Genomic DNA, 24,716 nt, shown 5'->3' with positions numbered 1-24,716 from the left:
ATACATTTGCTTCAGCCAGTAACGGAAGAATTTTACTTTAAATCTTCAAATTCCCGTGCGATCCGTTCAAAAGCTTCTTTAATAATCGGTCTAGGTGAAGGGATACAAATTCGTTGGAAATGCAAGCCCTCCTCCCCAAACATTTTACCGTCTTCAAGTAAGACATTTGCTTTATTATAGATTCGATCATGAACTTCTTCTGGTGTTAATCCATAACCGCTAAAATCCATCCACATGATATAGGTTCCTTCAGGAATTCTCACTTTTACCATCGGCATTCTTTCGGCCAAGAAATCCACTACCCACTCCATCGTGCCATCAATATATTCCTTCAATTGCTCTAACCAATCTTCCCCCTCATGGTAAACCGCTAATAGAGCTGAAACGGTAAATGGGGACGGTAAATGCATGCCCATGACGCTACTGAATGTTTTCCTATGTTCTGGATTTGTTATTATTACGTTCGTACAATGAAGTCCAGCAACATTAAACGTTTTGTTGATGGCCGTAAAAGTAATAATATGCCCCTGCTGATCAGAAGCTTTTGCAATAGGAATAAATGTTTGATTGCGACGAGTTAGATCTCCGTGAATTTCATCTGCAATAATAATCACATTATTTTCTTCACAAATCTCCGATAATCTTCTAAGTTCATCCTTGTTAAAGATTCTTCCTGTTGGATTTTGGGGATTACACAAAATAAACATTTTTGTCTTTTCATCTTTTGCTTTTTCTTCAAAATCTGCAAAATCAATTTGATAATAGCCGTCTTCATTACATATGAGAGCGTTATTTAATAGTTCTCTGCCATTTGCTTCAATGGCTGATGTAAATGGAGGGTAAACCGGGCGTTGAATAATTATTCCATCGCCTGGCTGAGTTAATGCCCTAACAGCAACAGTAAGTGCATGAACGGTACCAGGACTAAAAAGAATTTCTTCCTTCTGAATTTCCCAATCATGCCTCTTTTTGAACCAATGTTGAATCGCTTCGAAATACTCATTAGGAAAAATGGAATAACCAAATATCCGATGGTCTACCGTCTTATGTAAAGCGTCGATTAAAGGTTGTGGTACGGGTAAATCCATGTCAGCTGTAAATAGTGGAATGGTGTTTTCATCATACCTTTCCGTCAGTCCCATTTTTTTAATTAACTCTCCACCATCCCATTTAACTGAATAGGTACCTCTGCGGTTGACGATTTCATCAAAATTATATTTCATGAAAACCCTCCTTTTTATATAATTTTAACAAATATTACTAGAATTTACTTTCAAAACAATTACAAATTAAAATCATTGGGTAACTCCATACTCAGTAATGTTGACTTTTACCTTTGCTTCGATGCTCATTTCTGGATAGTAATCCTTGTATCTTTTAAAATCAAAGTTTCTTATTCGACTATTTAAGATATCTCCAATTCCAAGTGAATCAACCTTTAATGCTTGAGTTCTTGAAATAATGCGTTGATAATCTTTATTTAGCCGCTCCTCAAATTGATTCTCCAATCTTTGTATAACTTCGTGATTCATTGCTGTTCCTTTATATTCCCTAATGACTCCTTCTATCTCAATATCAATGTTTACTCTAGGAATCGAACCTGTGTTATCCACCCTATAATGTCTTCTAGATTTTATATTCTCAAGGTCTGCTGAAGATTTTTGAATATGCAGTGGATATATGCCAAATTTATAATCTTCAACAAGAGTTCTAAAGGCAAAAAGTTCATTAAACGAAATTTTACCAACGTATTTCTCTCCCTTAAATAAAGCTATTCCGTTGATCTTAACCTTATCATCCTTTAATACTAATAGAGGTAGAAACAAATCAGCACCTTTTGAATAATACGTATAGAGCATCTGATGTAGATTTGTCTTGGGAATGGTCCCTCTTTTCATATTTTTTTCTAGAATACCGGAAATATAGAGGCCAGTATCCTGTGTTTCGTATTTTTTTGTAAGATAATCCTTTGCATTTCCCTCTACCACTGCAAGAAAAACATGTGAACCGACACTTGGGTCTCTATTAAGGTAATCGAGGTAATCATATATTCCATGCTTAGCAAGCATTTCATTATACAGAGCAAGCTCTAATTTTCCGCTTAGTAAGGGTTTATTTGATTCGGAATCAAGCTTTGCACGATTTTCTCGTAGTAAGGTTGAGATACTTGAAAATGTTCCGCTAGTAATAGATTTATCAGGCTTAAAGATAGGAATAGAAACGGTTCCTCTCACGTGATTTTCATCAATATAGTCATAGCCAACAGCTGTCACTAGATCGATATCATCAATGATATTCTGTTCTGACGAACAACCTGTTACTACCAAAAGAATGATAAAGTTAACTATGAGTAAGTGGATTTTATTCATTTTGTTTTTTCACCTTGCTGTAAATATAGTGACTGATAAAAATGAATGGTATGTATCCTCCCATCATGATATATCCTCCATAAGATAGTAACTCACTAAGTTGTTGTATTTGGTTATACCCTTTTATAAATGGCACAATACTTAATATTATTAATAAAGCAATCAGCAAAATGATTCGTTGTTTCACACCAAAAATCCGTTTCATCCCTCTCATAAAACACCATAAAGCTAAGGTAATGTTAGGAAGTATTACTAAAGCCCAAGAACTGATTCCAATATATTCAAAACGCTCGACAAAAGGCATTTTCATTATTTTCCACAAACCTAACGTTGGCCAAAGATTCGATATCAATTGCTCTTCACTATAAAATACGATGGTTACAATATAAGTGGATAAATAAAGAAACGTACTAAATGCAATACCATAATGGGCCCATTTCTGAGATTTTTTAGGTTCTTTAATAAAAGGATAATAAATAAATAGGGTGGAAAATCCTATATAGCTAATAACCATCCCTTTGGATGATAACAAGATTTCCTTAATTGAATGGTTCCAAATAGGAAGTAAGTTTTCACCATGAGCAAATTCTAATGGAAACAATAAAGTCAAGACTAAATATAGTGGCAGTATGACTCCAAAAAAACAAATACCAGTCACTATTCTAAAACCACCCTCTACTATGTAGTAAAGTAGTGGCAGAAAAAACAGGCATAATGAAAATAGACTAATTCTTGGAAACATCCAAACCTGAATCACTTCAAAATAAACTCTGATGACAACAATAGCAATTAAAAGAAAATAAAGCAGTATTGCAATATTCAATAAGTTACCAATCCATTTTCCAAAAATTTTTTGATTAATGGCTATAACATCCGTACCCTCTTTATTTAACACGTGAAACATCATCCAAATCAAAACGTGTATAAGCGTACCAGTTAGTAAAATAGAAATCCAGGCATCATTTCCAGCCCATTTGACAATTTCAGATTGGAATGTAAGAATTCCCACTCCAATTTGAATGGAATGGACTAAGAAAAAAACTAAATACGGTGATACCTGGAACCTTTCTTCAACAGTTGATTGCATTATTTTCACACCAATCATTCATCAACGTCTTTATTTTCTTTTGCTTTTTTTGGATTAAAACGTAATGGGTTTTCCGTTTGAAGCTTTATAGGTCTCTTAGGACTTGATGAGAACGGAAACCTAAATATTGCATCCTTTAGATCTTGTAAACGACTAGGATATAACGGTTCCAAAAAGGGTCTTCCTAATGAAGTTAATCTAAGTAAATGGGTTAACAAGTAACAAAAGCATATGACCACACCAAGCATTCCGTAAATGTTCGCAAATAAAAGAAACGGAAAGCGGAGTAAACGAATCGTGTTACCCATTTGATAAACTGGAGTCGTAAATGATGCAAGAGCAGCCAAAGCAACAATAATTAGAAGGACATTACTAGTTAAACCAGCTTCAACTGAAGCGGTCCCAATAACAATCCCTCCAACGATACCAATTGTTTGTCCTACCTTTGTTGGAAGCCTGGCACCCGCTTCTCTTAATAGTTCAATCGTTAATTCGAGAAAAACAGCTTCTAATATAGGTGGGAGCGGAACTCCCCTTCTTGAAGTAATAAGTGTCCCCATTAAATCCTTTGGTATCAATTCATAATGAAAAGTCAACGCCGCCACATAGATAGGAGTAACTAAGATGGAGAAGCTTACTGCAAATAAACGAATGATTCGAAAAGTTGACGCAATTAATGGATTTAAATAATAATCCTCAAAAGCAGAGAAAAATTCCACTAAAGAAGTGGGTCCAATTAAAGCATGAGGTGACCCATCAACAATTATGACCACCTTTCCCTCAGCCAATACGGCAACTACACGGTCGGGTCTTTCTGTATCAACTAATTGTGGAAATAATGACTTATGATTATCTGAAATGATCTGTGTAATAAAAGAGCTGTCGATAATTTGGTCAAAATCAATCTCAGACACCCTTTGAATGACCGTATTGACATTTTCCTCATTAGCAATACCATCAACATACAAGACAGCAATATTTGTTTTTGATAATCTGCCAATTTCAAATTGCTTAACTGTTAATTCCTGAACAGGTAATCTTTTTCTCACTAAATTGATATTAATATTTAAAGATTCCACGAATGCTTCCTTCGGCCCTACAACTGAAAACTCCACTTCTGGCATGGAAATGGTACGAGACTGATGGGATTCTGATTGAACCAACAAACAGGAAGAATCATATTCTTCTAATTGAATAACCACGTACCCTGAATGCAGTTTATTTCTTATTGTGGTTACATCACTTGTAATAATGATATTCTCTATTGGAATGACCGATTTTACATTTTCTAGTGAGTTTCCGCTTGCTTTTTCTAAATAACACATAATATCTTTATGTAATACATCTGGATCCACAATAGTTTGATAATAAGAAATCCAGTAATGGTGGTTCATTACTGGGTAACAGTAGTGAACGAAGTCATCTGATTTCATGGATGTTCTAATTAGTTCAAAGGCATTTTTTGACTCAGTCTTTTCATTAGATTGATTGGAATCTTTTGATGTTTCCTTTACCTGGGTATCGATTGGTAGTTGAAATTTTGGTTTTCTTTTGAACATGCATTCACATCTTTCTTTCTACCTTTTTCATCTTTAACCATTATTTTCTACCATTATGTTTTTTTTAATCGGTTAAATTAAATACGAGCAATTTTTAATTGCTCAAAAAACTTCGTCGGGAGTGATGTATCATGGCTAGAAACAAACTTTTGGTTCCTGGTGCAGAGAATGTTCTGGATCAAATGAAGGAAGAAATCGCCAGCGAGTTTGGAGTTCAACTTGGTGCTGATACGACCGCACGAGCAAACGGTTCAGTCGGCGGTGAAATGACAAAACGTTTAGTCGCTTACGCTGAACAAACATTAAGAAATCAACAAGGTCAATAACCTGTGATTTCCAAGTTAGAGGCTACCATCATGGCAGCCTCTTTCCTTAATTTTTCACCTGAGAAAAATTAGCATAACTTTTAATTATTAGAAAAAACTAAGATAAAAAGAGCTAAGGGGATTATTAGATGGAATTGAATCAACCCATTCAACCGATTAATTTACGTCCAATTCAAACACAGACGAGTGCAAAATTAACCGCTCCTGAAATGGCAAAACTTTGGGCAACTTACGTTGGCAATAGTATGTCAAATAAAATATTACAATACTTCCTTCAACACGTTGAGGATGATTTAATTAAGACCTTAGTAGCAAATGCTTTGTATTTAACTGAGGATTTTATGCGAAGAATTGAACAGATACTAAATAAAGATAACTTTCCTATTCCAAAAGGTTTTACAAAAGATGATGTTAATTTGAGAGCTCCTCGGCTATTTGAAGAAGAATTTTACGTGCATTATATAAAGTATGCTGCAAAGGCAGGTATGAGTTTATATGGCGTAGCACTTCCAATCGTATTACGAGAGGATATTAAAGAATTATTTATATATTGTAATTCTTGTACCATTGCTCTTTTAACACAAATAAATGATATTTTAATGACAAAGGGATTAATTATTAAACCACCTATTCTTCCCATTCCCGATAAAGTTGACTTTGTTAAGGACCAAAGTTTTTTACATGGGTTTATGGGAGAAGTTAGACCTCTACATGCACTAGAAGTCACTCACCTTTACGATAACATTGAAAACAATGTCACAAGTAAAGCATTAATTATGGGATTTAGCCAAGTTGCTAGAAATGAAAAAGTCAAACAGTTGTTTATTCGGGGGACTGAAATGACGGATAAAGCAGTGACCCGTTATAAAGAAAAATTACATAAAGATAATTTACCCTCTCCATCATTTTTAGATCATTTGGTAACGGAATCGAAGATTGCTCCTTTTTCAGACAAACTCATGCTCTTTCACAAAGTGGATATGTTTTCTATGAAAATGAGATTTTTTGGAAATTCAATTGCAGTAAATGGTCGACGAGATATAGGCTTGCTGTATGCACGCTCACTCAAGAACATTGCTTTGTTTGTCGATGATGGCGCTAATATCCTGATTGAAAATGGATGGATGGAACAGCCACCAAAAGCCGCTGATAGAGAAGATTTGTTGTAAGCACCCAATTAAAAGCCGTGATCATAAAAGAAACGGCTTTTTTTCTATTCACCTGCTAATTGACAAGGATAGAAATTGAATTTATTGTAGTCTATGGTTTGTTATTAAATTTGATAAGGTACATATATTAAATAGTTTACAGGTTTAATATAACAAGCCTAGAATTGTAATCGGTGGTGTACTCGTGAAGGAATCTGTCGTCATTCAGCAGAAAAAAAGACCGAATTTAAATTTTAGTCTATTAAAAAAAGACCTGGTTTTTACGATCTCATTTATCTTAGCAGTTATAAGTTGTTTCATTCATATACCCAAAATTGAGTATATTAATTTTCATGTTTTGATAAGTTTGTTTAATCTGATGCTGACTATAAAAGCTTTAGAAGAATTAAAGGTACTAGACAAATTTGCGATATCTATCTTGAATAAAAGTAAAAATAGTAAAAGTGTCTCAGCCATTCTTATTCTATTTTGCTTCTTTAGCTCAATGTTAGTGACAAATGATGTTGCTTTACTAACTTTTGTACCTTTAACCCTTCTAATTAGTAAAAAGACCAAAATAAATATGATTGACACCATTATTTTACAAACCATTGCCGCTAATATTGGAAGTAGCTTAACTCCAATGGGAAATCCACAAAATTTGTTTATTTATTCTTTTTACGGTTTAAAACCCATGCCGTTTTTCATGTCTGTCTCCTTTATTGCTGTGCTGGGAATAGGAACTCTTTATTTCCTTTTCCAAAGACTTGAGCCAAAAGAAATAAAAGTTGATTTATATCCTGTTACTGTTGGAGATCCTAAAAAGGCAATCATTTGGGGAATAGTGTTAGTCATCATCATTGCATCGATATTTGGTGTAATCAGTTATCCAATCGCACTTTTCATTACACTCGGAACAGTGTGTATTGTTAATGCTACTCTTCTAATAAAAATTGATTATCTTCTGCTAATTACTTTTGTTTGCTTTTTTATTTTTATCGGGAATATTTCGAGTACAACGGCTGTACAGAACTTTGCAAGTATGAGCATGAAAGATCCTTCTTCCGTCTTTTTTAGTTCGATTGGGTTAAGCCAATTGATTAGTAATGTTCCTGCTTCGATTCTACTTGCACAATTCTCTACAGACTGGAAACCCTTACTCCTTGGTGTAAATGTGGGTGGATTAGGAACAATAATTGCTTCATTGGCAAGTGTTATTTCCTATAAACTGTTTATTCAGGCAAACCCGAATGAAAGTAAAAATTACCTCATTAAATTCAGCAAATATAATTTCGCATTTTTAGCATTTTTGGCCATTACTCAATATTTAATTTTTATTATTCTAGATATTTTGTAAGAAAGCCGTCTTCTCGAATGAGAAAACGGCTTTTTTCTTTTTCGTTATGGAAGGACCCAAACAATTATAACTTGGTGAGCATAGATTAGTAGAAAAATCTTACCGTGATTTTGCCTAACAAGAGTTTGAATGATGGTGGTGTATAAAAAGTGTTTGAAGTGAAGAAATGTAAATACGGTAGAGGCATATTTGCAACCCGGGATATCCAGAAGGGCGAACTTATTCATGTAGCCCCAGTCATAATATCTCCTAAGAATGAGTACAAATATTTAAAAAAGACTATCTTGATGGACTATGTATTTTGGTGGGGAGAAGACTGTGCTTTAGCATTGGGATATGGTTCTTTATTTAACCACTCCTATACACCAAATGCTTTATACAAACTCCGAAAAAAGAAGAAAACAATTGACTTTTTTGCTTACACAGATATTAAGGAAGGAGAAGAAATCAAAGTTAATTACAATGGAGACCCCGATGATGATTCAGAAATTTGGTTTGATGTCCTTTGAAAAATTGATAAAAAGAGGCTGACTCATAACAGCCTCTTACTCAAATATAATTATTTTCAAGATTATTTTTTCGAAGCGCTTGTTTATTTAAGATTCTAGTTAGTCGTTTCGTTTTTTCTTTTTCGTAGAAATAATGAACAATGAAGTAAGAAATCACACCAAGTACGATCCCAAAAATGGACATTCCAATTAACACGTGGACTCCTCCATGGAGAAGACTGACTACACCTCGAAAATCACCGTGTAATAAACTTTGAAAGGAGAATGGAGTATTATGTCCTAATTTAACTTTCATTGGGAAGATAATTTTTCCGATTTTTTTTGCAAAAGGCAATAGCAGCACGGGGAGAAATGTAAGTTTCCCAATCACATTTCCAATGATTGCTGCTGGTAAGGAACCTTTGGCAAGCCGAACAACTGGTAAAAACAAAATATATATAAGTGATGCAGAGGAAAGAACAACCATTTCCATACCAAAGCCAATGGCAAATCCAAGCGATACCTTTCGAGCCCCTCCTGGTGAACGTAGCAGTTTTATGAAATTATACTTGAACGCTCGTCGTATGCGCTGAACAAAATTATATTTTTTACGTTTATTGGTCATATGCTTACTTCCTCTTTAACAACAGATTTATAAAGAATGAAGATAATTTCAGCTTGGATGGTTATTACTTAAATAATTACCTTGCCATTATCATTACACTATAAATAAATAATAAGTCACATTTTGTGAAATGTAAACGAAATCACACCGATAATGTCATTGTTAAATTTTTTCTTTTTTGAAACTAATTAGAAGCCTATAAGAAAAGCTCAAGCGCCTTGATCAGCCCCGACAGGCAAATGTTCTTCTGCAAGACAAGTCCGCCTTTTGGCTTTTATTGCAGAAGGTTATTTGACCCGAGGGGCTAGGCGCTGGAGCTGGACAATTCTCAAAGTCGAATTTTATACTTTCCATTATGTTAAAAAAGTACTAGGTATTTGAAACCCTAGTACTTTTTATTAATGTAATTGATTTTTTACTTGGCTCTGTTATAACTGAATGTTGATTTCAAAGCGTTCGAAAAATAAGCGGAAGAATTCCTCTTAAATTGGGAAATACCCTTATTTCCTTAAAAATAAGGGAAGTTTTTCCACTTATATGATCCAAATCGGTGGATTTTGTCTTATTTTGAGCAGTTAACGGTAATTTCTCCCCTTATTTCTGCTTTTTAAGCTTGCTTTTTATACAATAGTGGGAATTTCTCCCCTTATTTCTGAATATTAAGTTGCCACTATATCACAATAGCGGGAGATTCTCCGCTTATGAATTCACCTATCTAATCGAAATTCAACAATGAATGATAACAGAGCCTTTTACTTAAAAATAGTTGAAAGGACTTGGTCGAATGTCATTTCACTATCTACTACATATGTCCCCGGTCGCAATTTGTTCGAAAGTCCTCTTTGCTCTATGATCTGTGAAAATTCGAATGCATCTGAAACGATTTTAGATGGAATAAGCATTTTTCCTACATCGAAACTTGTCATGCCCTCGGTTACGTTAACGGTTACTACTTTCTTAGAAGGCTTGTCGTTTTCTGTTGCTGCCTGTTTTGTTGTTGTATCCTTTACTGCCTTCTTTGTTGTCGTTTCCTTTGTAGACTGCTTTGCTGTAGTTGCCTTTGCTGCTTTTAGATTTTTATCATAATCTGCTTTCTTTTGAACTATGTAGCCTTTAGCTACCAGCTTCTTTTGCATTTCTTTTACAGATGGTTGCACAGTTATTGTTTTGTCGGTTTCCTTTGTTTTTGTAGATACATGATCATTCGTAAGGTACACGACGCTACAAATACTTGTGGTAAGTAGAATACCTGCTGCAAAGCTGCTTAATAAGTTAATTCTCATTGGCAACTTTTCTCCCTTCATCCTTTAAGTGTTGATAAGGTATAAGCAGCTGCTCAATTTCACTTATTGTTACTTGTTTCATTTCAGCAATGCTGTCAACTGAATAATTTCGTTTATATAAATCTAGTACTTCACGCGTGAAGAGTTTTTCATTAGAAGAAAGTTGAACACCTGCTTCTTTCATCACCACTTCCATGTCAAGTTCCATATTACGAATCGACTCTTGAATCGCATTGATTTCCTTCATTGTTGAAATATGTGCTAAATCAATTTGTTTATGCTCTACTTTTGTAGCATGATTCGTTTTAAGAATAGAAAAGATTAGCAGTAGTACGGAAACCACAAATAACGAAATTAATGTCCATTCCATTAGAGTAACACCTTCCTTTTGATAAAGAGAAATTTGCAAGTCCTTATTATACATCGAAACGACAAATTTTTCGATTTAATTCATAAAAACAAGTAAAAAGTCGGAGGGATTTGACAAAATACGGTGAAATAGGAATTCATTTCTCTGGTATAAAGATTTAATGAAAAGCCGCTTCAGGAATAGATGTAATAAAAAAATAAATCCACAAACCTTCCAACCGTTTAGGAAGGTTTGTGGATTTATTTATTGCGCCAGAAACTGGTGTTATGCTAATGATCGTAATTTTTTATTCCTTTTTATTTGTAGTGGCTGATGAGTATAATAAATTTTAACAAGTGCACGACAATCACAGAGTGAACATTTAATTTGATAGGAAGCTTTACTAATATGTGGAGTTTCTAAGAAAGGTAATATTTCTTTCATATGCCTGTCACATGCCCACATGATCTCACCCCGAATAGAAAATTTTATAGATTAATAATCTTTACTGGGATTTATTTTATGGATGATACTTCTTTTTGAATCTTTTCCGGCTTTTTCTTTATTACTTGTTTGGTAATTTCCTCATCCCAAGAAATTGTAATATCCCCATTTGTCACAAAAGTTTGACACCCCAGACGATATCCATCTCTTAACCACTCTTCACCTAATTTTCTTCGTTCCTGTACCTTTACCTTGTCAAGGTATTCAGAACCTTCTTCAGCTTTAAAAACGCAGGTGCCACAAATGCCTCCACCACAACGATTAGGCAACTCCCCATCATAACGAAGTGACATTCTCAAAATATTTGAATTCTCTGGAACCTCTAATCGCTTATTACTGTTTTTAAAATGAATGTTCGGCATATTATCATTTCCTCCCTTATATTGATCTAGTTTATGTCAAGTGCTCTTCACTTTATCTTTTCTATTCAATTTCTCTTTAATATTTTTTATATAGGTGATATATGCTTTTTTAGAGTTTTCAATATGAATTCTCATTAAATACTCTGCCAATTCTGCTTCTTTATCCCTTAAAGCTTTCATGATATCAATATGCTCCCTTAATGATTCTTTCCTTCTACCTGGAGTCTCATAGCCCATATTAGCAGCCATGTGTATATAATCGATAAGGCCAGATAAAATTTCGAATAATTTTGGGCTTTTAGATGCTTTATTAATCAACCGGTTCATTTGAATATGTTCTAGATTAAAATCCTCTTCCGCCTGTTCCTTTAATGCTAACAGTTCTTGAATCTTTTGATCTAGTTCTTGTTGAGTTTCATGATCCATTCGTTGTGCGGCTAACTTTACAGCTAAAACTTCTAACGAAGCTAGGATCGTAAAGACCTCAATTACTTCACTTTCAGAGATATTAGAAACGACGACACCTTTCCTAGGAACTGTTTTAACAAAGCCTTGAGACTCAAGACGGAATAATGCCTCCCTTATAGGCGTACGGCTTATGTTTAATTTCCCTGCAAGTTCTCTTTCAATTAAACGGTCACCCGCCTTCAATTCGCCTTCCAAAATCATTTCCTTTAGAAACAAATAGGCATGTTCACGAATCGATAAAAGATTATTTTCCTCCCATCTTATGTCCATCTATTCCACCTGCTTATTTTTATAGTTTTTACAAATCCGCTAGTTACGAGAGAAATACCCCGCCATATATTAATGCACAAAGAATTAATAAGGAGGGATGAATTTTGAATCTCATTAAAGCAAAGTAGCTGACACCAGCCAAAAGTAGTAAATGAAAAATCCCACTATTTTCAAATGCTGTTAAAAAGAATTGATAAGCCATTATGGCAAGTAAGATGGCAATTATAGGCTGTACTGCTCTTGTCATTAAGGCTACCTTTGGAGATCCTTTAAATAGATTTACAAATTTAAATAATAAGATGACAGCAAGAGCAGAAGGAAGTATGGTAGCAATTAGCGCAATAATTGCCCCCAAAAAGCCTCCTAACTGAAAACCAATATACCCCCCCATCTTAGTCGCAATTGGACCAGGCAAGGCATTCGCTATTGCTAAAACATCGCCAAATTCAGATAAGGTCATCCAATGGTAATGATTGACCACTTCATTTTGAATTAGAGGAATGGTCGCAGGTCCCCCTCCGTAACCCAGTAAATTAGCAATGAAAAAAGACCAAAAGATGTGCCAATAAATCATGAGCTTTTTTCCTTTCTCTGAATAAGTACCTCAGTGGTGCCTGCAGCTTTTTCTTTTCGATCTGCAATCAAGTAGGCAACTATTAGAAAAATAGCTATTAAGATTCCCGGATGTAAACCTAGGAATTGAACAAAGACCAAAGATACCACCGAAAGAGTAACCATTTTTTGTAATCCTAAACCTTTACGACCATTTTGGAAAAATCGATACGCCATCTCGACTAACATAAAGCCAATAACAGGGGTAACTCCTTGGACCATTCCGCTGACAATGGGCGATTCCTTGTAAGAATAAAGAACACCTAATAATGCGATCATGGCAATAATAGACGGGAGAATGTGAGTAAGGATGGCGACTACTGCCCCAAAAGCCCCTTTTACTTTATATCCGATATACGCTGCCATTTTGGTAGCGATAGGGCCGGGCATGGTATTGGATAAGGCTAAAATCTCAACAAATTCATCTTCAGTCATCCATTTATATTTTTTGACAGCCTCAAACTCAATCAACGGTATGGTCGAGGGGCCGCCCCCATATCCGGTAACACCAGTGCGGGCAAATCCAATTGCTAACTCCAGATAGGCTTTCAGTTGACTCTCCCCCTTTTTATACCTATTCATTTCATTAATTAGAGAATACTAGTTTGAAGACCCCATTCAGCCTATACCTCTCCCCTGAATGAGGTCCTATTACTATTATTTTTTTATATCCGCCGCCGTGATTACCTCGTGACCCACACTAGCTACATAGCTTTGTAAGGCTTGTAATGCCGCTGTTCCTACAGCCGTATCTTGCTCACCGTTTCCACCACTTACACCGATTCCACCTACTACTTCTCCATTTACAACAATAGGAAACCCACCAACAAAAATAGCGAATTTTCCAGGGAGCATCATTTGAATTCCAAATGCTTCATTTCCAGGAAGGGCAGGGCCATTAGGTTCTTTGTTAAATAAATGGGTGGAGCGTTTATGTCCTGCAGCAGTGTAGGCTTTAGCAATCGCAATCTCTGGTCCTGTAATACGTGCTCCATTCATTCGTTCAAGAGCAAGTAGATTTCCCCCATCATCACAAATGGCAATTGTTTCGAGGACATCAATTTCTTCCGACCTCTTTTTCGCTGCCTCAATCATTAATTTAGCTTCTTCTAATTCTAGTTTTAGTACTGTTTTCATGTATGATCTCCTCACATTAAGAATTTTTTAATAGCCCATATACACAGTTTTTAATTGAGTAAAGAATTCTAACCCCACTCTTCCTGACTCCCGGAAGGTGGACGTGCTTGATTTTTTTAGACCTCCAAAAGGTGCATTCATTAAATTACCAGTTGTAGTGCGATTCACCTTTACGGTCCCTGCTTGTATATCCTTTGTAAATTGGTTGGCAATCCTTAGATTATTCGTCACGATCGAGGCAGACAAGCCGTACTCGACATCATTTGCAATGGCGATAGCTTCTTCATATGTATCTACTTCTATCACAGCCACAACCGGACCAAAGATCTCTTCCTTCGCAATTCGGGAATTGGGGTTAACATTTGTAAAAATTGCTGGCTTAACATAGAATCCCATTTGGTATTCACCAGAAGTTAAATGGTCACCACCGTATTCCAATGTCGCACCATCTTGTTTTCCATATTCCACATATTTCAAGACGTTTTTCAATTGCTTTTCATTCGCAAGCGGCCCAATTTTAACACCAGGCTCAAAACCATGTCCTATTTTAAGGGCACTTGTTTTTTCCACAAGTTTTTGAACAAATTCGTCTTTAACATCTCTTAAAACAATGACCCTGCTCGTTCCTGTACATGCTTGCCCCGTCAAGGAAAACCCTCCGTTAACAACCAACGTAGCTGCTAGATTGAGGTCGGCATCATCCATAACAATTAACGGATTTTTCCCTCCAAGCTCCATTTGTGTACGTGTCGTAAATCCTGCCTTTTTATGAATATCTTCCCCTGCAGCAGTTGATCCTGTAAAAGTAACTGCACGGACAGCTGGATGAGTCACCAACAAGTCACCCACGTCAGATGCTTTTCCTGTTACAAAGTTAATTACGCCCTTAGGAATACCAGCCTTATCTAAAGCTTCGACTAAGCGTAAGGCAATCAGTGGAGTGTCAGAAGAAGGTTTAAATACAACCGTATTTCCTGTAATTAATGCAGGAGCAATTTTTCTAGCAGGAATAGAAAGTGGAAAGTTCCAAGGAGTAATTACACTCACCACTCCAAGTGGTTCTCTTTCGGTTGAAACTTTCATATTTGAGTCATCATTTGGAAAGGTCTCCCCTGTAAAGCTTTGACCTTCTACTGCATAATACCGAAGAGTTTGTGCGGAACGTATCACTTCATTCTTGGCATCATCGACGTGCTTACCTTCTTCTCTCGTTAACTCTTCAGCAAGGGCCTGAACATTTTGTTCTAAAATGCTTGCTGCTTGATTTAAGATGGACGCCCGTTTTGATGGTGCGATTTGAGACCAGCTGGGAAAGGCCTTTTGGGCAGCTTCAATTGCTAATTGAACATCTTGTTCGTTAGATGCTTGGAAACTACCGACAATATCTTCATTATTGGCTGGATTCACACTATAAAAAGTTTTCTTGTTTACTGATTCTTGCCATTCACCATTTATATAATTATTGAAGGTTTTTACTTTTGTTGTAAGCACTACGATCACCTTTTTCATGTTTGATTTAATCCTAAAAACATGGGTTATTTTATAAAAATGGCCGTCAATTAAACCTTTAAACTACAAGATTATATTGACGGCCTATCAAATGGGACGGATTCACAATGATTCATTTAAATCCGTTATATACGATTATTATTTCGCTTCTACTAATGCTCCTAAATCTTGTTCTAAATACTCTCTCCATAACCCATCCATGTACATACGGCGCATTTTTGCTCCAGTCCGTACAACTTCTAGGCAGCGTTGCTGCAATTCAGGAGTATCCGCATGGTCTAGAACAATTTTGTATCCACGCTCACCATGGATCTCATCAGATACGATGTGTAAGTCGAAGAACTCAATTTCTTCATCCGTAAATCCATATTGTTCACGTAATGCTGGAGTCTGCTTTCTATAGATATCAGGCACTTGAGACTCCAACCCTACAACTAATGCCGCTGTTGCTACAACGAAATTTTCCCTCGCTGCAACCGCGTAGCACCAGCTTTGTAAACCTAAAGTAGTTGGCGCCATATTGGCTGGATCGATAATCCGTTCTCTTGTTGTACCACATGCTTCAGCAAAACGAATGAGTAAATCAGTATGGCGATCTGCAGCAATTTCTTCTTCATACATGTTTTGTAATGTGAAGTCTTTTGCCGATTCGAATTTTGGATCGCTTGGAGTATTGTGATAAATATAAGCTAAGTAATCTGCAAAAGGTCCTACATAGTGGTAATGATTTTCAGCCCATCTAGCAAAATGTTTTCTTTCAAGCCTTCCCTCGGCCCAAGCTACTGTGAATGGAGCCTTCTGGCTATGATTTCCTTTAATAGCTTCTTCTAATTCCTTACGAAATTCATCTTTTGATAATAATTCTGTCAACTGAAACTCCTCCTCTTTTTTATGTAGGTACCCAAGTTTTATTGGTATTTGATATTTTGTATACCAAATTAGTTTAAAAATAAAAAGATTGTTGTTTTATTCACTGTCCAACAGTCTTTTACTCTATGAAACTATCCATTTGGTATACCTTGATTTAATACTATCAAGAAGTTGTTTATTTGTAAATATAATTTTTAGAATTTTTTAAAGATTATTTATTTTCTCATTCTAACTTTGTACATCTACTTTAATATTGATTAATTTATATAGTTCTATAGTAAGTTGATCTAATGACTCTTCGACAATCTGCCGGCCTATATCCCAGCTTGCTTTGGTTCCATCGCCAATACAACCATTTTTGGTCATTTCTTCGTAGTAATAAAACCCTTGAATAGCTTTACCAGGTCTAAGTTGCTTCCATCTTCCTTCAACCTGAATATCACCTTTTTCTAATTGTTCCGGACGGACGAGTTCTGGTGCTAAATAGAGTGCTTCTGATACTTCCCGTTCGCAGCTATGACCAAATAATGTTGATTTCACATGCTCTTTAATTGCCTCTTTTGCAGAAGCAGTCGTTTTGGCATAATAAACTTCAACATTCAATTCTTCCGTTATTATCATTGAAGCAACATTGAGAGTTGACTGGTTTCCGCCGTGAGAATTTAATAATAAAAACTTTTTCACACCATGATGCTTTAAGGAGGAAATGACATCCTTCAAGATGGCTATTAACGTCGTTGGCTGCAACGATATTGTTCCCGGAAAATTCAAATGATGTGGTGAAACTCCCATATTAATTGTAGGAGTAACTAGCGCATAGGGAAACATTCGCTCACCTAGTTTCTTCGCCATTCTTTCTGCTAAGACTGCATCACAGCTTTCTACCATATGTGGTCCATGCTGTTCATGTGCCCCAATTGGAATAATAGCAATCTTAACAGTCTGTAAAGCTTCTTCTACTTCTTTCCATGTCATGCCTGTAAGATCATAACTATTCAACACTCACTCACCTACCGTTAATCCTTGTATTTTGTATACCATTATTCTTTTAAAAAAAAGCGCATTATACTTGGTATGCTGATTTTTTCTTTGGAGCCTGGATTGTAATATTTTCTTGTGAGATTTCAATATCTTGTTGAATCGTTAATTGGCATGTTAGGCGGTATCCCTCATTTACTTTTTCACCTAGCATTTTTTCTTCTTTCCAATTTGGTGGTGCTAATGATTCTGCGCCGTTTATAACAATACACGTACATTTAGTACATCGTCCCATACCACAACCATACTTTAATTTAGGCAATTGGCGTGTCCCTGCTAGCACTACTAAATTGGCATTATCTTTTACTTCTTGTTCAATTGTTGTCCCATCTACATGAAGAATAACTTTTGGCATAAAACTTCCCCTTTCTATATTATTCTAAAAATTTTGAACCTTTTCTGAAGTATACAATCTTTTTGTGGGAGAAGCAAACTGGATTTTGTATTTTCGTTAATTATTTAAATATTTCGAATATATCTTGAACATTTAATCTACTTGGGATAAAATATAAACAAGTACTTTGGTATACAATGTTCCACTTAGGGGTGATAGAGCACTTTAATATATTTTTTATTCATAATACTTAGTTACAAATGAATTAATACTTATTTAAGGGGTGTTTTATTTGGGAAAATATATTGTACTAACGAATAAGGATACGTTTCAAACAATTCTCGACAATGATGGTTTAGAGCCTGTTGAAACCTATCACTTCTATTTCTTTGATAAGTTAAAGGCGAAATACACAATTGCAAAAGTACTTGATGAGAATATGAAAATTCAACTATTTGAAAACTATGAAGGAAAAGAATACGTAAATCATATAGCTGTGAAGTTTTTTGAACGATTTGATACGATTGAAGGCGCTCGAGAAGAATTAAGCGAGATCGTTAAAGCATCTGGTAACAGTGAGGATTCTGTAAATTCTAAGCTAGTAAAATCAGATGAGGTAGCCGTTTAAGAAATAATTAGCCATAAGAGATCTTCTTTATATGCAAAATCCGGAGAGAAAAGCCGGTGTCTCTCCGTTTTTTTATATATTGTGCTTAATAAATGAAAAAACCGCCACATAAAGTGGCGGTTTGTAATAGAAGTTTTTAGAACTTTAATGTTTTTTTAAGTGATGCTAATTTCTTCTCAGCTTTCTCCGCCGCTTTTTTAGATCCAAATAGAAAGTTAAACATGTTATATCCCCCTGTAAAAATAGTTATTTGATACTGTAATTGTATTATGCAATTTAAAATAAAACAACATTTTGTATACCAAATACCAAAAATATTTATGAAATATGGCTAATACGTGACAATATCTAGTAAAAAAATACATTTGGTATACAATCTATAAAGGTAAAGGTGTAAATATGCTGAGATTTATGCTGTTTTCGGTTATTTTATTGTATTTATTCGATGTTCTTTTGCCTATGTTCCATATTGGCCCACTAATTTCCTGTTTAAGTCTTGTTATAGTCCTATGGACATTATTCCAAGCGAAACGATTTGTCCAACTATTGGGAAGTACATTTTTGATACTCGGTTCTTTATTATTGTGGTCGAGCGGAGCCTCATGGCAACACTATATCCTTTCCTTCGGTCCAATGCTAGACTTGCTAACTATGTTTACATTGATTCCAATTTTAGGAATACCGATTAAATTAGGAGGTTACAGCGGAGATATACAAACTATTATCCAAAAGAAAGTGAAAACCTCTGGACAACTCTATATGATTACATCGGGTATATCCTATTTTTTTAGTATCTTTATGAATCTTGCTACCTTACCAATGACTTACTACTCTATAAGGCCTGCATTAGATATCATTCCAGTTAAAAATAAAGAACGCTTCATGAGCAGAGCCATTACGCGTGGATTCGCCATGCCTTTACTTTGGGCCCCCGTTACCCCTATTGTCGGTATTGTCATTACAATGACGGACGTAAGCTGGGTATCAATTTTGCCTTATGTTGTTCCCTTAAGTATCTTGGGCATAGGGATTGACTGGTATATTGGTTCTCGTAAAGCAAAAATTATGGCGCCTAATCAAAAAAACACGGCCATTCATGAGACTGCTGCTACGATAGAGTCTAGTCAGCCCCCTCGTTCTGGTAGAGTCATTCAAATTTTTCTAGCGATTATTATTTTCAATGTTGTTATTTCATTAGTAGAAACAAAGTTTCCTTATCCGTTTTTAATTCTAATATCCTTGATGGTCATCCCTTTTGCTCTTACTTGGTCTCTATTCTTAAAAAAGGGTAAAGAGTTTTGTTCACACTTAATTAAGCATTTTCAATCCTTTTCTGTAAGTATGAAAGACCAATTCTTCATTTATCTTTCAGCAGGTTTTTTTATTTCAACTATCAACATTTCACATACCAATGTCTGGTTGGACGCGATAGTTAATCATTTTATTAGTTTTGCAGGTGTGGAAATCTTTTTACTTTTACTGCCCTTAATCCCTTTGGCTTTTGCTTTCCTAGGACTTCATCCTGCTGTTTCTCTTGCATTAATGCTAGAAGGCTTAAATCCAAAGGTCATAGGGATATCTCCTCATATATTAACTGTAGCTATGTTAGCAGGAGCTGTTTCATCCTTTCTTGTGGGGCCATATAACGCAACGTTAGGTCTTATGTCAAACATTGTAAAGGAGAGCTCCTACAAAGTGTCCAATTGGAATTTGTCCTTCGCTGGGCTTTATATTGCATGCGTTATGTTGTATTTATTTGTCTTACAATTGTTCTTAGGTTGAATGTGAACATCAAAAGAGGTGTCAATCAAATGACACCTCTCTTCAATGATCTTCATTTTTCTTCTTGAATTTGTTTCACAATCTCCTTGGCAAAATGTCCAAGACTCCCCTCACTATACGAACGGATTACTTCAGGAGCAAGGGATGTTAATGCTCTTTTTAGATACTCGGTAGATAGCCCCCTTTTTGCAAATTCATTCTCTAAATTTATCGCAGTTTTAAGTGCGTAATAGGTTGCAATTTTATTTACTTGAGTTAAGCAATCTTCACTATCCACTACTATCTTTCCAAGAAACTTAAAATATTCTTCTACAAATGGGGGTAAAACGGTTTCTGAAATAAACAAGCCATTACCATGTTCTAATAAATCTCTGGCATGCCCCATATATTTTACTCCAAGCACATTTAGTGTTGAAAACTTGTTCCTAATTTCATCTGTAGGGAGATTTGTAGCCATATTAATGATAGTGGGTGAATGTTGCGTCTTAATTTCGAGTTTTAGACTTGAGATAAATGGGATTACCTCCATCGCTGGAAGTGCTAGGATTAACACATCTAATTCCGATAAATCTTCTACCTTTAAAAGATAGCTAGTTTGATAATGATGAACAAATTGTTCTGCTTTCGTTCGATTAGGGTGGTAGAGGCCTATTGATATTCTTTGTTGGTGCCAATGAGATAGCATCGCAGTACCTAATTTACCAAGACCTACTAAACCGACTTTTTTTTGATTCATTTTTTTCCTCCTTTTTTTATCAACCTATGAAAACCGTCACTTCAAAATAACTACTGCATCTTCCTTCATGAAAATAAGGGCCTCCTATTAATCAGTAAAATACTGACACTTAGGATAGCCCCCTATTTTTAGATACAAGATTATTATTTATTTTACCAAATGATTACCGCTATTATTGTAGCGAGAATAAGACCTGTCATAACTGGAATGAAGTTTTTTCTAGCAAGCTCTATAGGTGAGATTTGTAGGAAGCCTGCCACTGCTACTAATGATGACCAAGCAATAATTGTGCCCCCGCCTCCCCAGATAGCCCCCATTTGTCCAATAGCTGCCATAGTCGAAGCATCAAGTCCACTACCACTAGCTAACGCTCCAGATAAAGCTCCTGTCAAAGGAAGCCCCGAGAATCCAGAGCCATCCAATCCAGTAACTAATCCCACGATCAATATACCAAGTCCTGCAAAAAACGGGTTATGCGGGATAAAATTTTGACCAGCTTGAATCATATCAAATAGAAAAGCAGGCTTTGCGGCATCTTCCCCTAACGACAAAATCGCTGGTGTAAAATCACTGCTACCCATAAAGAAGAACCCTGCAATCGGAATTACAGGAGCCATTGCCTTAAAAGCAAAGACAAATCCTTCTGTAATATGATCGCTTATTTTATCGAGAGAATGCAGTCTGTTAAATGCAATTGTAGCTAAAAGTAACAGAATGGTTGCAACACCACCTATAAATGCAGCTCCATCTGTGCCCTCAAATCCAGATCCACCACCTAACTTGGTCTGGAACATAAATACCATAACAGCTAACATGGAAAGAGGAACAATAATCGAAAATACTTTGCCCCATGTTTGTTTTCTCTTGAGGATTTCTTCACTATCAACTGCTGTAGCAGCAAGCTCATCTGCTACTTCGAAGAATGCCTTTTCACCTTGATTAAATCCAATTCCAGATTCTGATGTAGATTTTTTTGTAATCGTTTTGCGCTGCTGTAAATATACCATTGTTAATGCACTAACCCCTGTAATAACTGAAAGGATTAATCCCTTATCTGCAACTGCAGCTTTATCGATTCCTGCTGCCTTCGCACTTAGCATAGGCGCAACCTGCATAATATAGTCGGAAGAAAGTGCCATACCTTGACCTGCAATAACAATAACCATTGCTGCCGTCATTGGTTGAAGACCTGCACTTACTGCAGCAGGTACTAGCAGAGCACAAATGAGCGGTACAGCAGGGGTTGGCCAGAAAAAGAGTGAAATCACATACGTAGTAACCATTAGCACTAAATAAGAAACATGTCCATTCACCATAATTTTTTGTATAGGAACAACCATCTTTTTATCCGCGCCGATATCTTTTAAAGAGTTAAGAAGACCAATCATAATAGATATAATGAGGAAAATACTAAATAGCTCCTTAGCAGCTACAAGGTTCGCGTTAAATACTGCTTGAAACCCAGCTATTAAACTACCTTTATAGACAACTGCCACTAAAAAGGTTCCAATGATAATAGGTAAAACAACACCTTTTCTAAAAAGCATGGTGACGATGACAGCTAAAGTTACAATTAAATAAATCCAGTGAGCTGCAGTTAATTCCATAGTTCCCCTCCGTTATCTTAAATAATTTAAAACAATACGAAAGTCTTCCATAATTTCATGGAAAGGAGCACAGGAGAGGAATTAGTTAATAATGCTTCTTTACTCTTGGTGTTTTCCTCTACTTTATAAATCTTTTGTCACCTTAGAGCTTAACAAGTGCTATTTTCATTGTTTAGAGATACTAACAAAGGAAATATTTTGTATTTTGTAGATTGTATACCATGGTTATATAAAGAAAAATGCATAATACCCAAATCAACTCTACTTCGTATGAAATAACAGATAACTAATCGTTCATAGCATCCTAAAGAATTCTTTCCACCAATTAACTAATAGTAAAAGATGTTTTGGTAGTATGATCTCCCCGGAAAATGGCCATCCCCCCCTTCTTTTGCACTATGTAGACCTTGTTAACTATAAGGTTGAAATACAATATAACATTATTCTTTTTACTTTGCAAAACAATTTTGAAAATTTAGAAGTTTATATATATTCATAATTTAAACCTTGATTTCAAAACATGTTTTAGATAAAATAAAGAAAATTATTGGTATACGGTATACAAAAATAACCGCATAGTTTAAAAGATTTAGAGTCTGTTAAAATTTAGACAAGAGGAGAATAAATATATGCTTAGAGCTGGTATTATAGGATTCGGCACACTTGGTAGGAGTATTAGCGAATTGATCGCTTCCGGACAGGCCGGAAATGTAAAACTTCAAGCTATTTTAATTAGAACCCCACTTAACCCAACTGATACTCCCCCCGTACATTGTACTGTTACAACGGAGGAAGAAGTGTTTTTTAATCAAAATTTAGATATCATTATTGAAGCAGCTGGACATCATGCCCTCCAGCTCTACGGTGAAAAAGCCCTTACATCAGGTAGTAACCTAGTTATTCTTTCCGTCGGTGCACTAGCAAATATTGACTTCTATGAGTCATTGATGAAAACAGCAACTGCCCAAAACAAACAATTGTTTATACCCTCTGCAGCTATCGCTGGCTTAGATCGAATTGCAGCAGGTATGTTAGGTGAGATTGATGAAATACGACTTATTACGAGGAAACCACCAAAAAGTTGGTATGGAACAATAGCAGAGGAAAAAGTAAATCTTGAAACTATTCAGGAGCCATATTGCATTTTCGATGGCAATGCTAGAAACGCCGCAAAGTTATTCCCGGAAAATGTAAATGTCTCTGCTGCATTAAGTCTTGCTGGTATAGGATTTGAGGATACAAAGGTTCAAGTGTATGTAGACCCGACGATTAATAAAAACACACATACGATCATAGCAAAAGGCTATTTTGGTCAAGTGGAGATTTCAGTACAAAACAATCCTTATACACAAAACCCAAAATCTAGCCCCATTGTATCAATGAGTGTAGCAAAGGTTTTAAAAAATCTAACCTCTAATCTTGTCATTGGGGTTTAAATGCAAAAAAGTGAAACTCCATCCGCTGATGAAGTTTCACTTTTTATTTGTTTTTCTTTCCTAAATTTACAGCTTCAATATACGCTTTGCGTGAATTTTCGATATGGATTTTGGTCAAATATTCAGCCATTTCCACTTCTTGATTTACGATGGCTTCCATAATTCTTAAATGTTCTTTCATAGACTGTTTTGGGCGGCCTGGGTTTTTATATCCCGTTTTTGCAAATGCCCTAATATAATCAGATAATCCACTCAGCATTTCATATAGCTTGTTATTTTTAGCAGAACTATAAAGGAGATGATTCAATTCACCATGTAGCTGAGAGAAATCAGAATTATTATCATCCTTTAGACAGGCTTCAATCTTGCTACTGTATTCAATAAATTTACTTTTCGTTTCATCATCTAGCTTTTGAGCGGCTAATTTTGCTGCCAATACTTCAAGAGACGAAAGAATTGTAAATACTTCGATAATTTCCTTCTCAGAAATATCTGCAACGATTACACCTTTCCTAGGAACTGTTTTTACAAACCCTTGTGATTCTAATCTAAATAGCGCTTCACGAATAGGCGTTCTACTTATATTCAATCGTTCAGCCAGTTCACGCTCCACTAAACGATCTCCTGTTTTAAATTCACCTTCTAAGATTAAGTCTTTTATGTGTATATAGACTCTTTCACGCAAAGATATTAGGTCTTCCTCTACCCAATTATTCCCCACTTTTTCTCCTTCTTTCTAGGTATACATTGTACCAATTATATCGTAATCTATTTGTAAACTTCAACTTCTATGGTTGAATTTTCCACAATATAATTTCTTGCATTTGTCCTG

The 24,716-nt window shown here is 35.6% G+C and carries 25 protein-coding genes and 1 pseudogene; 7 read left to right on the top strand and 19 right to left on the bottom strand.

Going from position 1 to position 24,716, the window contains the following annotated elements; translation table 11 throughout:
• Nucleotides 1-32: 32 nt before the first annotated feature.
• From QFZ87_RS14130 to QFZ87_RS14115, 4 genes are all read right to left on the bottom strand, one after another.
• Complete coding sequence (locus QFZ87_RS14130) at nt 33-1,223, bottom strand: MalY/PatB family protein (protein ID WP_309862325.1); 1,191 nt, start codon at nt 1,221-1,223, stop codon at nt 33-35.
• 72 nt (nt 1,224-1,295) lie between these two features.
• Nucleotides 1,296-2,369 carry a Ger(x)C family spore germination protein gene (locus tag QFZ87_RS14125; RefSeq protein ID WP_309862322.1) on the bottom strand — a complete coding sequence of 358 codons (1,074 nt, stop codon included), beginning with the start codon at nt 2,367-2,369 and terminating at the stop codon, nt 1,296-1,298.
• On the bottom strand, nt 2,362-3,474 hold the full coding sequence (locus QFZ87_RS14120) for a GerAB/ArcD/ProY family transporter (protein WP_309862319.1): 1,113 nt from the start codon (nt 3,472-3,474) through the stop codon (nt 2,362-2,364). The genes QFZ87_RS14125 and QFZ87_RS14120 overlap by 8 nt, the downstream gene beginning before the upstream one ends.
• Nucleotides 3,471-4,889 carry a spore germination protein gene (locus tag QFZ87_RS14115; RefSeq protein ID WP_309867873.1) on the bottom strand — a complete coding sequence of 473 codons (1,419 nt, stop codon included), beginning with the start codon at nt 4,887-4,889 and terminating at the stop codon, nt 3,471-3,473. The genes QFZ87_RS14120 and QFZ87_RS14115 overlap by 4 nt, the downstream gene beginning before the upstream one ends.
• 257 nt (nt 4,890-5,146) lie before the next feature.
• On the opposite strand from QFZ87_RS14115, the gene QFZ87_RS14110 reads away from it, so the two are divergent.
• The 4 genes and pseudogenes from QFZ87_RS14110 to QFZ87_RS14095 all read left to right on the top strand — a co-directional run bounded on the left by QFZ87_RS14110 (nt 5,147) and on the right by QFZ87_RS14095 (nt 8,355).
• Entirely contained in the window at nt 5,147-5,341 is a 195-nt protein-coding gene (locus QFZ87_RS14110; RefSeq protein WP_308083890.1) for an alpha/beta-type small acid-soluble spore protein, read from the top strand.
• A gap of 128 nt (nt 5,342-5,469) precedes the next feature.
• Entirely contained in the window at nt 5,470-6,510 is a 1,041-nt protein-coding gene (locus QFZ87_RS14105; protein ID WP_309862314.1) for a DUF3231 family protein, read from the top strand.
• A gap of 171 nt (nt 6,511-6,681) precedes the next feature.
• A pseudogene (locus QFZ87_RS14100) lies at nt 6,682-7,846 on the top strand (SLC13 family permease); the annotation flags it as partial.
• A 149-nt stretch (nt 7,847-7,995) separates the two neighbouring features.
• A complete protein-coding gene (locus QFZ87_RS14095) occupies nt 7,996-8,355 on the top strand; it encodes an SET domain-containing protein (protein ID WP_309862313.1) in 360 nt (119 codons plus the stop codon).
• Between the two features lie 40 nt (nt 8,356-8,395).
• Here the strand turns inward: QFZ87_RS14095 and QFZ87_RS14090 are convergent, their stop codons facing one another.
• The 12 genes from QFZ87_RS14090 to QFZ87_RS14035 all read right to left on the bottom strand — a co-directional run bounded on the left by QFZ87_RS14090 (nt 8,396) and on the right by QFZ87_RS14035 (nt 17,716).
• Entirely contained in the window at nt 8,396-8,959 is a 564-nt protein-coding gene (locus tag QFZ87_RS14090; RefSeq protein ID WP_309862311.1) for a DUF2062 domain-containing protein, read from the bottom strand.
• A 752-nt stretch (nt 8,960-9,711) separates the two neighbouring features.
• Nucleotides 9,712-10,242: an aminodeoxychorismate lyase gene (locus QFZ87_RS14085; protein ID WP_309862309.1), complete on the bottom strand. Its 531-nt coding sequence runs from the start codon at nt 10,240-10,242 to the stop codon at nt 9,712-9,714.
• Nucleotides 10,232-10,612, bottom strand: coding sequence for a hypothetical protein (locus tag QFZ87_RS14080; protein WP_309862307.1), 381 nt, complete (start codon nt 10,610-10,612; stop codon nt 10,232-10,234). Before QFZ87_RS14080 ends, QFZ87_RS14085 begins: the two co-directional genes overlap by 11 nt.
• Nucleotides 10,613-11,106: 494 nt before the next feature.
• Nucleotides 11,107-11,457 carry a 2Fe-2S iron-sulfur cluster-binding protein gene (locus QFZ87_RS14075; protein ID WP_309862305.1) on the bottom strand — a complete coding sequence of 117 codons (351 nt, stop codon included), beginning with the start codon at nt 11,455-11,457 and terminating at the stop codon, nt 11,107-11,109.
• A 36-nt stretch (nt 11,458-11,493) separates the two neighbouring features.
• A complete protein-coding gene (locus tag QFZ87_RS14070; protein ID WP_309862303.1) occupies nt 11,494-12,195 on the bottom strand; it encodes a GntR family transcriptional regulator in 702 nt (233 codons plus the stop codon).
• A 43-nt stretch (nt 12,196-12,238) separates the two neighbouring features.
• Complete coding sequence (locus tag QFZ87_RS14065; RefSeq protein WP_309862300.1) at nt 12,239-12,769, bottom strand: chromate transporter; 531 nt, start codon at nt 12,767-12,769, stop codon at nt 12,239-12,241.
• Nucleotides 12,766-13,389: a chromate transporter gene (locus QFZ87_RS14060; RefSeq protein WP_309862298.1), complete on the bottom strand. Its 624-nt coding sequence runs from the start codon at nt 13,387-13,389 to the stop codon at nt 12,766-12,768. The genes QFZ87_RS14065 and QFZ87_RS14060 overlap by 4 nt, the downstream gene beginning before the upstream one ends.
• Before the next feature lie 75 nt (nt 13,390-13,464).
• Nucleotides 13,465-13,944, bottom strand: coding sequence for a GlcG/HbpS family heme-binding protein (locus tag QFZ87_RS14055; RefSeq protein WP_309862295.1), 480 nt, complete (start codon nt 13,942-13,944; stop codon nt 13,465-13,467).
• A gap of 27 nt (nt 13,945-13,971) precedes the next feature.
• Nucleotides 13,972-15,453 (bottom strand): aldehyde dehydrogenase family protein, encoded by a 1,482-nt coding sequence (locus QFZ87_RS14050; RefSeq protein ID WP_309862292.1) that lies wholly within the window; start codon nt 15,451-15,453, stop codon nt 13,972-13,974.
• A 138-nt stretch (nt 15,454-15,591) separates the two neighbouring features.
• Nucleotides 15,592-16,323: an iron-containing redox enzyme family protein gene (locus QFZ87_RS14045; RefSeq protein WP_309862290.1), complete on the bottom strand. Its 732-nt coding sequence runs from the start codon at nt 16,321-16,323 to the stop codon at nt 15,592-15,594.
• A gap of 228 nt (nt 16,324-16,551) precedes the next feature.
• On the bottom strand, nt 16,552-17,322 hold the full coding sequence (locus tag QFZ87_RS14040; RefSeq protein ID WP_396133920.1) for a creatininase family protein: 771 nt from the start codon (nt 17,320-17,322) through the stop codon (nt 16,552-16,554).
• A 64-nt stretch (nt 17,323-17,386) separates the two neighbouring features.
• Nucleotides 17,387-17,716 (bottom strand): 2Fe-2S iron-sulfur cluster-binding protein, encoded by a 330-nt coding sequence (locus QFZ87_RS14035; protein ID WP_309862284.1) that lies wholly within the window; start codon nt 17,714-17,716, stop codon nt 17,387-17,389.
• 271 nt (nt 17,717-17,987) lie between these two features.
• Between QFZ87_RS14035 and QFZ87_RS14030 the strand changes: the two genes are divergently transcribed.
• Together QFZ87_RS14030 and QFZ87_RS14025 are read left to right on the top strand one after the other, a co-directional pair.
• The gene (locus QFZ87_RS14030; protein WP_309862281.1) at nt 17,988-18,323 is read left to right on the top strand and encodes a hypothetical protein; all 336 of its coding nucleotides are present in this window, start codon (nt 17,988-17,990) and stop codon (nt 18,321-18,323) included.
• 399 nt (nt 18,324-18,722) lie between these two features.
• Complete coding sequence (locus QFZ87_RS14025) at nt 18,723-20,105, top strand: hypothetical protein (protein WP_309862278.1); 1,383 nt, start codon at nt 18,723-18,725, stop codon at nt 20,103-20,105.
• A 52-nt stretch (nt 20,106-20,157) separates the two neighbouring features.
• On the opposite strand, the gene QFZ87_RS14020 is transcribed toward QFZ87_RS14025, so the two are convergent.
• Both QFZ87_RS14020 and QFZ87_RS14015 read right to left on the bottom strand, forming a co-directional pair.
• On the bottom strand, nt 20,158-20,841 hold the full coding sequence (locus QFZ87_RS14020) for an NAD(P)-binding domain-containing protein (protein WP_309862276.1): 684 nt from the start codon (nt 20,839-20,841) through the stop codon (nt 20,158-20,160).
• A 152-nt stretch (nt 20,842-20,993) separates the two neighbouring features.
• On the bottom strand, nt 20,994-22,448 hold the full coding sequence (locus tag QFZ87_RS14015; protein WP_309862274.1) for a hypothetical protein: 1,455 nt from the start codon (nt 22,446-22,448) through the stop codon (nt 20,994-20,996).
• A 629-nt stretch (nt 22,449-23,077) separates the two neighbouring features.
• Here QFZ87_RS14015 and QFZ87_RS14010 point away from each other — a divergent pair.
• Entirely contained in the window at nt 23,078-23,884 is an 807-nt protein-coding gene (locus QFZ87_RS14010) for an aspartate dehydrogenase (RefSeq protein ID WP_309862273.1), read from the top strand.
• A 43-nt stretch (nt 23,885-23,927) separates the two neighbouring features.
• Here QFZ87_RS14010 and QFZ87_RS14005 read toward each other — a convergent pair whose 3' ends face one another.
• On the bottom strand, nt 23,928-24,605 hold the full coding sequence (locus QFZ87_RS14005) for a GntR family transcriptional regulator (RefSeq protein WP_309862271.1): 678 nt from the start codon (nt 24,603-24,605) through the stop codon (nt 23,928-23,930).
• Between the last annotated feature and the right edge of the window lie 111 nt (nt 24,606-24,716).

Source organism: Bacillus sp. SLBN-46 (assembly GCF_031453555.1).
Taxonomy (GTDB): domain Bacteria; phylum Bacillota; class Bacilli; order Bacillales; family Cytobacillaceae; genus Neobacillus.
This window is presented reverse-complemented; position numbering and strand designations above follow the sequence as displayed.

What these genes read in the sequence shown, in the direction of transcription:
- QFZ87_RS14130 (WP_309862325.1), bottom strand. Translation starts at nt 1,223, where the DNA reads ATGAAATATAATTTTGATGAAATCGTCAACCGCAGAGGTACCTATTCA.
- QFZ87_RS14125 (WP_309862322.1), bottom strand. Translation starts at nt 2,369, where the DNA reads ATGAATAAAATCCACTTACTCATAGTTAACTTTATCATTCTTTTGGTA.
- QFZ87_RS14120 (WP_309862319.1), bottom strand. Translation starts at nt 3,474, where the DNA reads ATGATTGGTGTGAAAATAATGCAATCAACTGTTGAAGAAAGGTTCCAG.
- QFZ87_RS14115 (WP_309867873.1), bottom strand. Translation starts at nt 4,889, where the DNA reads ATGAAATCAGATGACTTCGTTCACTACTGTTACCCAGTAATGAACCAC.
- QFZ87_RS14110 (WP_308083890.1), top strand. Translation starts at nt 5,147, where the DNA reads ATGGCTAGAAACAAACTTTTGGTTCCTGGTGCAGAGAATGTTCTGGAT.
- QFZ87_RS14105 (WP_309862314.1), top strand. Translation starts at nt 5,470, where the DNA reads ATGGAATTGAATCAACCCATTCAACCGATTAATTTACGTCCAATTCAA.
- QFZ87_RS14090 (WP_309862311.1), bottom strand. Translation starts at nt 8,959, where the DNA reads ATGACCAATAAACGTAAAAAATATAATTTTGTTCAGCGCATACGACGA.
- QFZ87_RS14085 (WP_309862309.1), bottom strand. Translation starts at nt 10,242, where the DNA reads ATGAGAATTAACTTATTAAGCAGCTTTGCAGCAGGTATTCTACTTACC.
- QFZ87_RS14080 (WP_309862307.1), bottom strand. Translation starts at nt 10,612, where the DNA reads ATGGAATGGACATTAATTTCGTTATTTGTGGTTTCCGTACTACTGCTA.
- QFZ87_RS14075 (WP_309862305.1), bottom strand. Translation starts at nt 11,457, where the DNA reads ATGCCGAACATTCATTTTAAAAACAGTAATAAGCGATTAGAGGTTCCA.
- QFZ87_RS14070 (WP_309862303.1), bottom strand. Translation starts at nt 12,195, where the DNA reads ATGGACATAAGATGGGAGGAAAATAATCTTTTATCGATTCGTGAACAT.
- QFZ87_RS14065 (WP_309862300.1), bottom strand. Translation starts at nt 12,769, where the DNA reads ATGATTTATTGGCACATCTTTTGGTCTTTTTTCATTGCTAATTTACTG.
- QFZ87_RS14060 (WP_309862298.1), bottom strand. Translation starts at nt 13,389, where the DNA reads ATGAATAGGTATAAAAAGGGGGAGAGTCAACTGAAAGCCTATCTGGAG.
- QFZ87_RS14055 (WP_309862295.1), bottom strand. Translation starts at nt 13,944, where the DNA reads ATGAAAACAGTACTAAAACTAGAATTAGAAGAAGCTAAATTAATGATT.
- QFZ87_RS14050 (WP_309862292.1), bottom strand. Translation starts at nt 15,453, where the DNA reads ATGAAAAAGGTGATCGTAGTGCTTACAACAAAAGTAAAAACCTTCAAT.
- QFZ87_RS14035 (WP_309862284.1), bottom strand. Translation starts at nt 17,716, where the DNA reads ATGCCAAAAGTTATTCTTCATGTAGATGGGACAACAATTGAACAAGAA.
- QFZ87_RS14025 (WP_309862278.1), top strand. Translation starts at nt 18,723, where the DNA reads ATGCTGAGATTTATGCTGTTTTCGGTTATTTTATTGTATTTATTCGAT.
- QFZ87_RS14020 (WP_309862276.1), bottom strand. Translation starts at nt 20,841, where the DNA reads ATGAATCAAAAAAAAGTCGGTTTAGTAGGTCTTGGTAAATTAGGTACT.
- QFZ87_RS14015 (WP_309862274.1), bottom strand. Translation starts at nt 22,448, where the DNA reads ATGGAATTAACTGCAGCTCACTGGATTTATTTAATTGTAACTTTAGCT.
- QFZ87_RS14010 (WP_309862273.1), top strand. Translation starts at nt 23,078, where the DNA reads ATGCTTAGAGCTGGTATTATAGGATTCGGCACACTTGGTAGGAGTATT.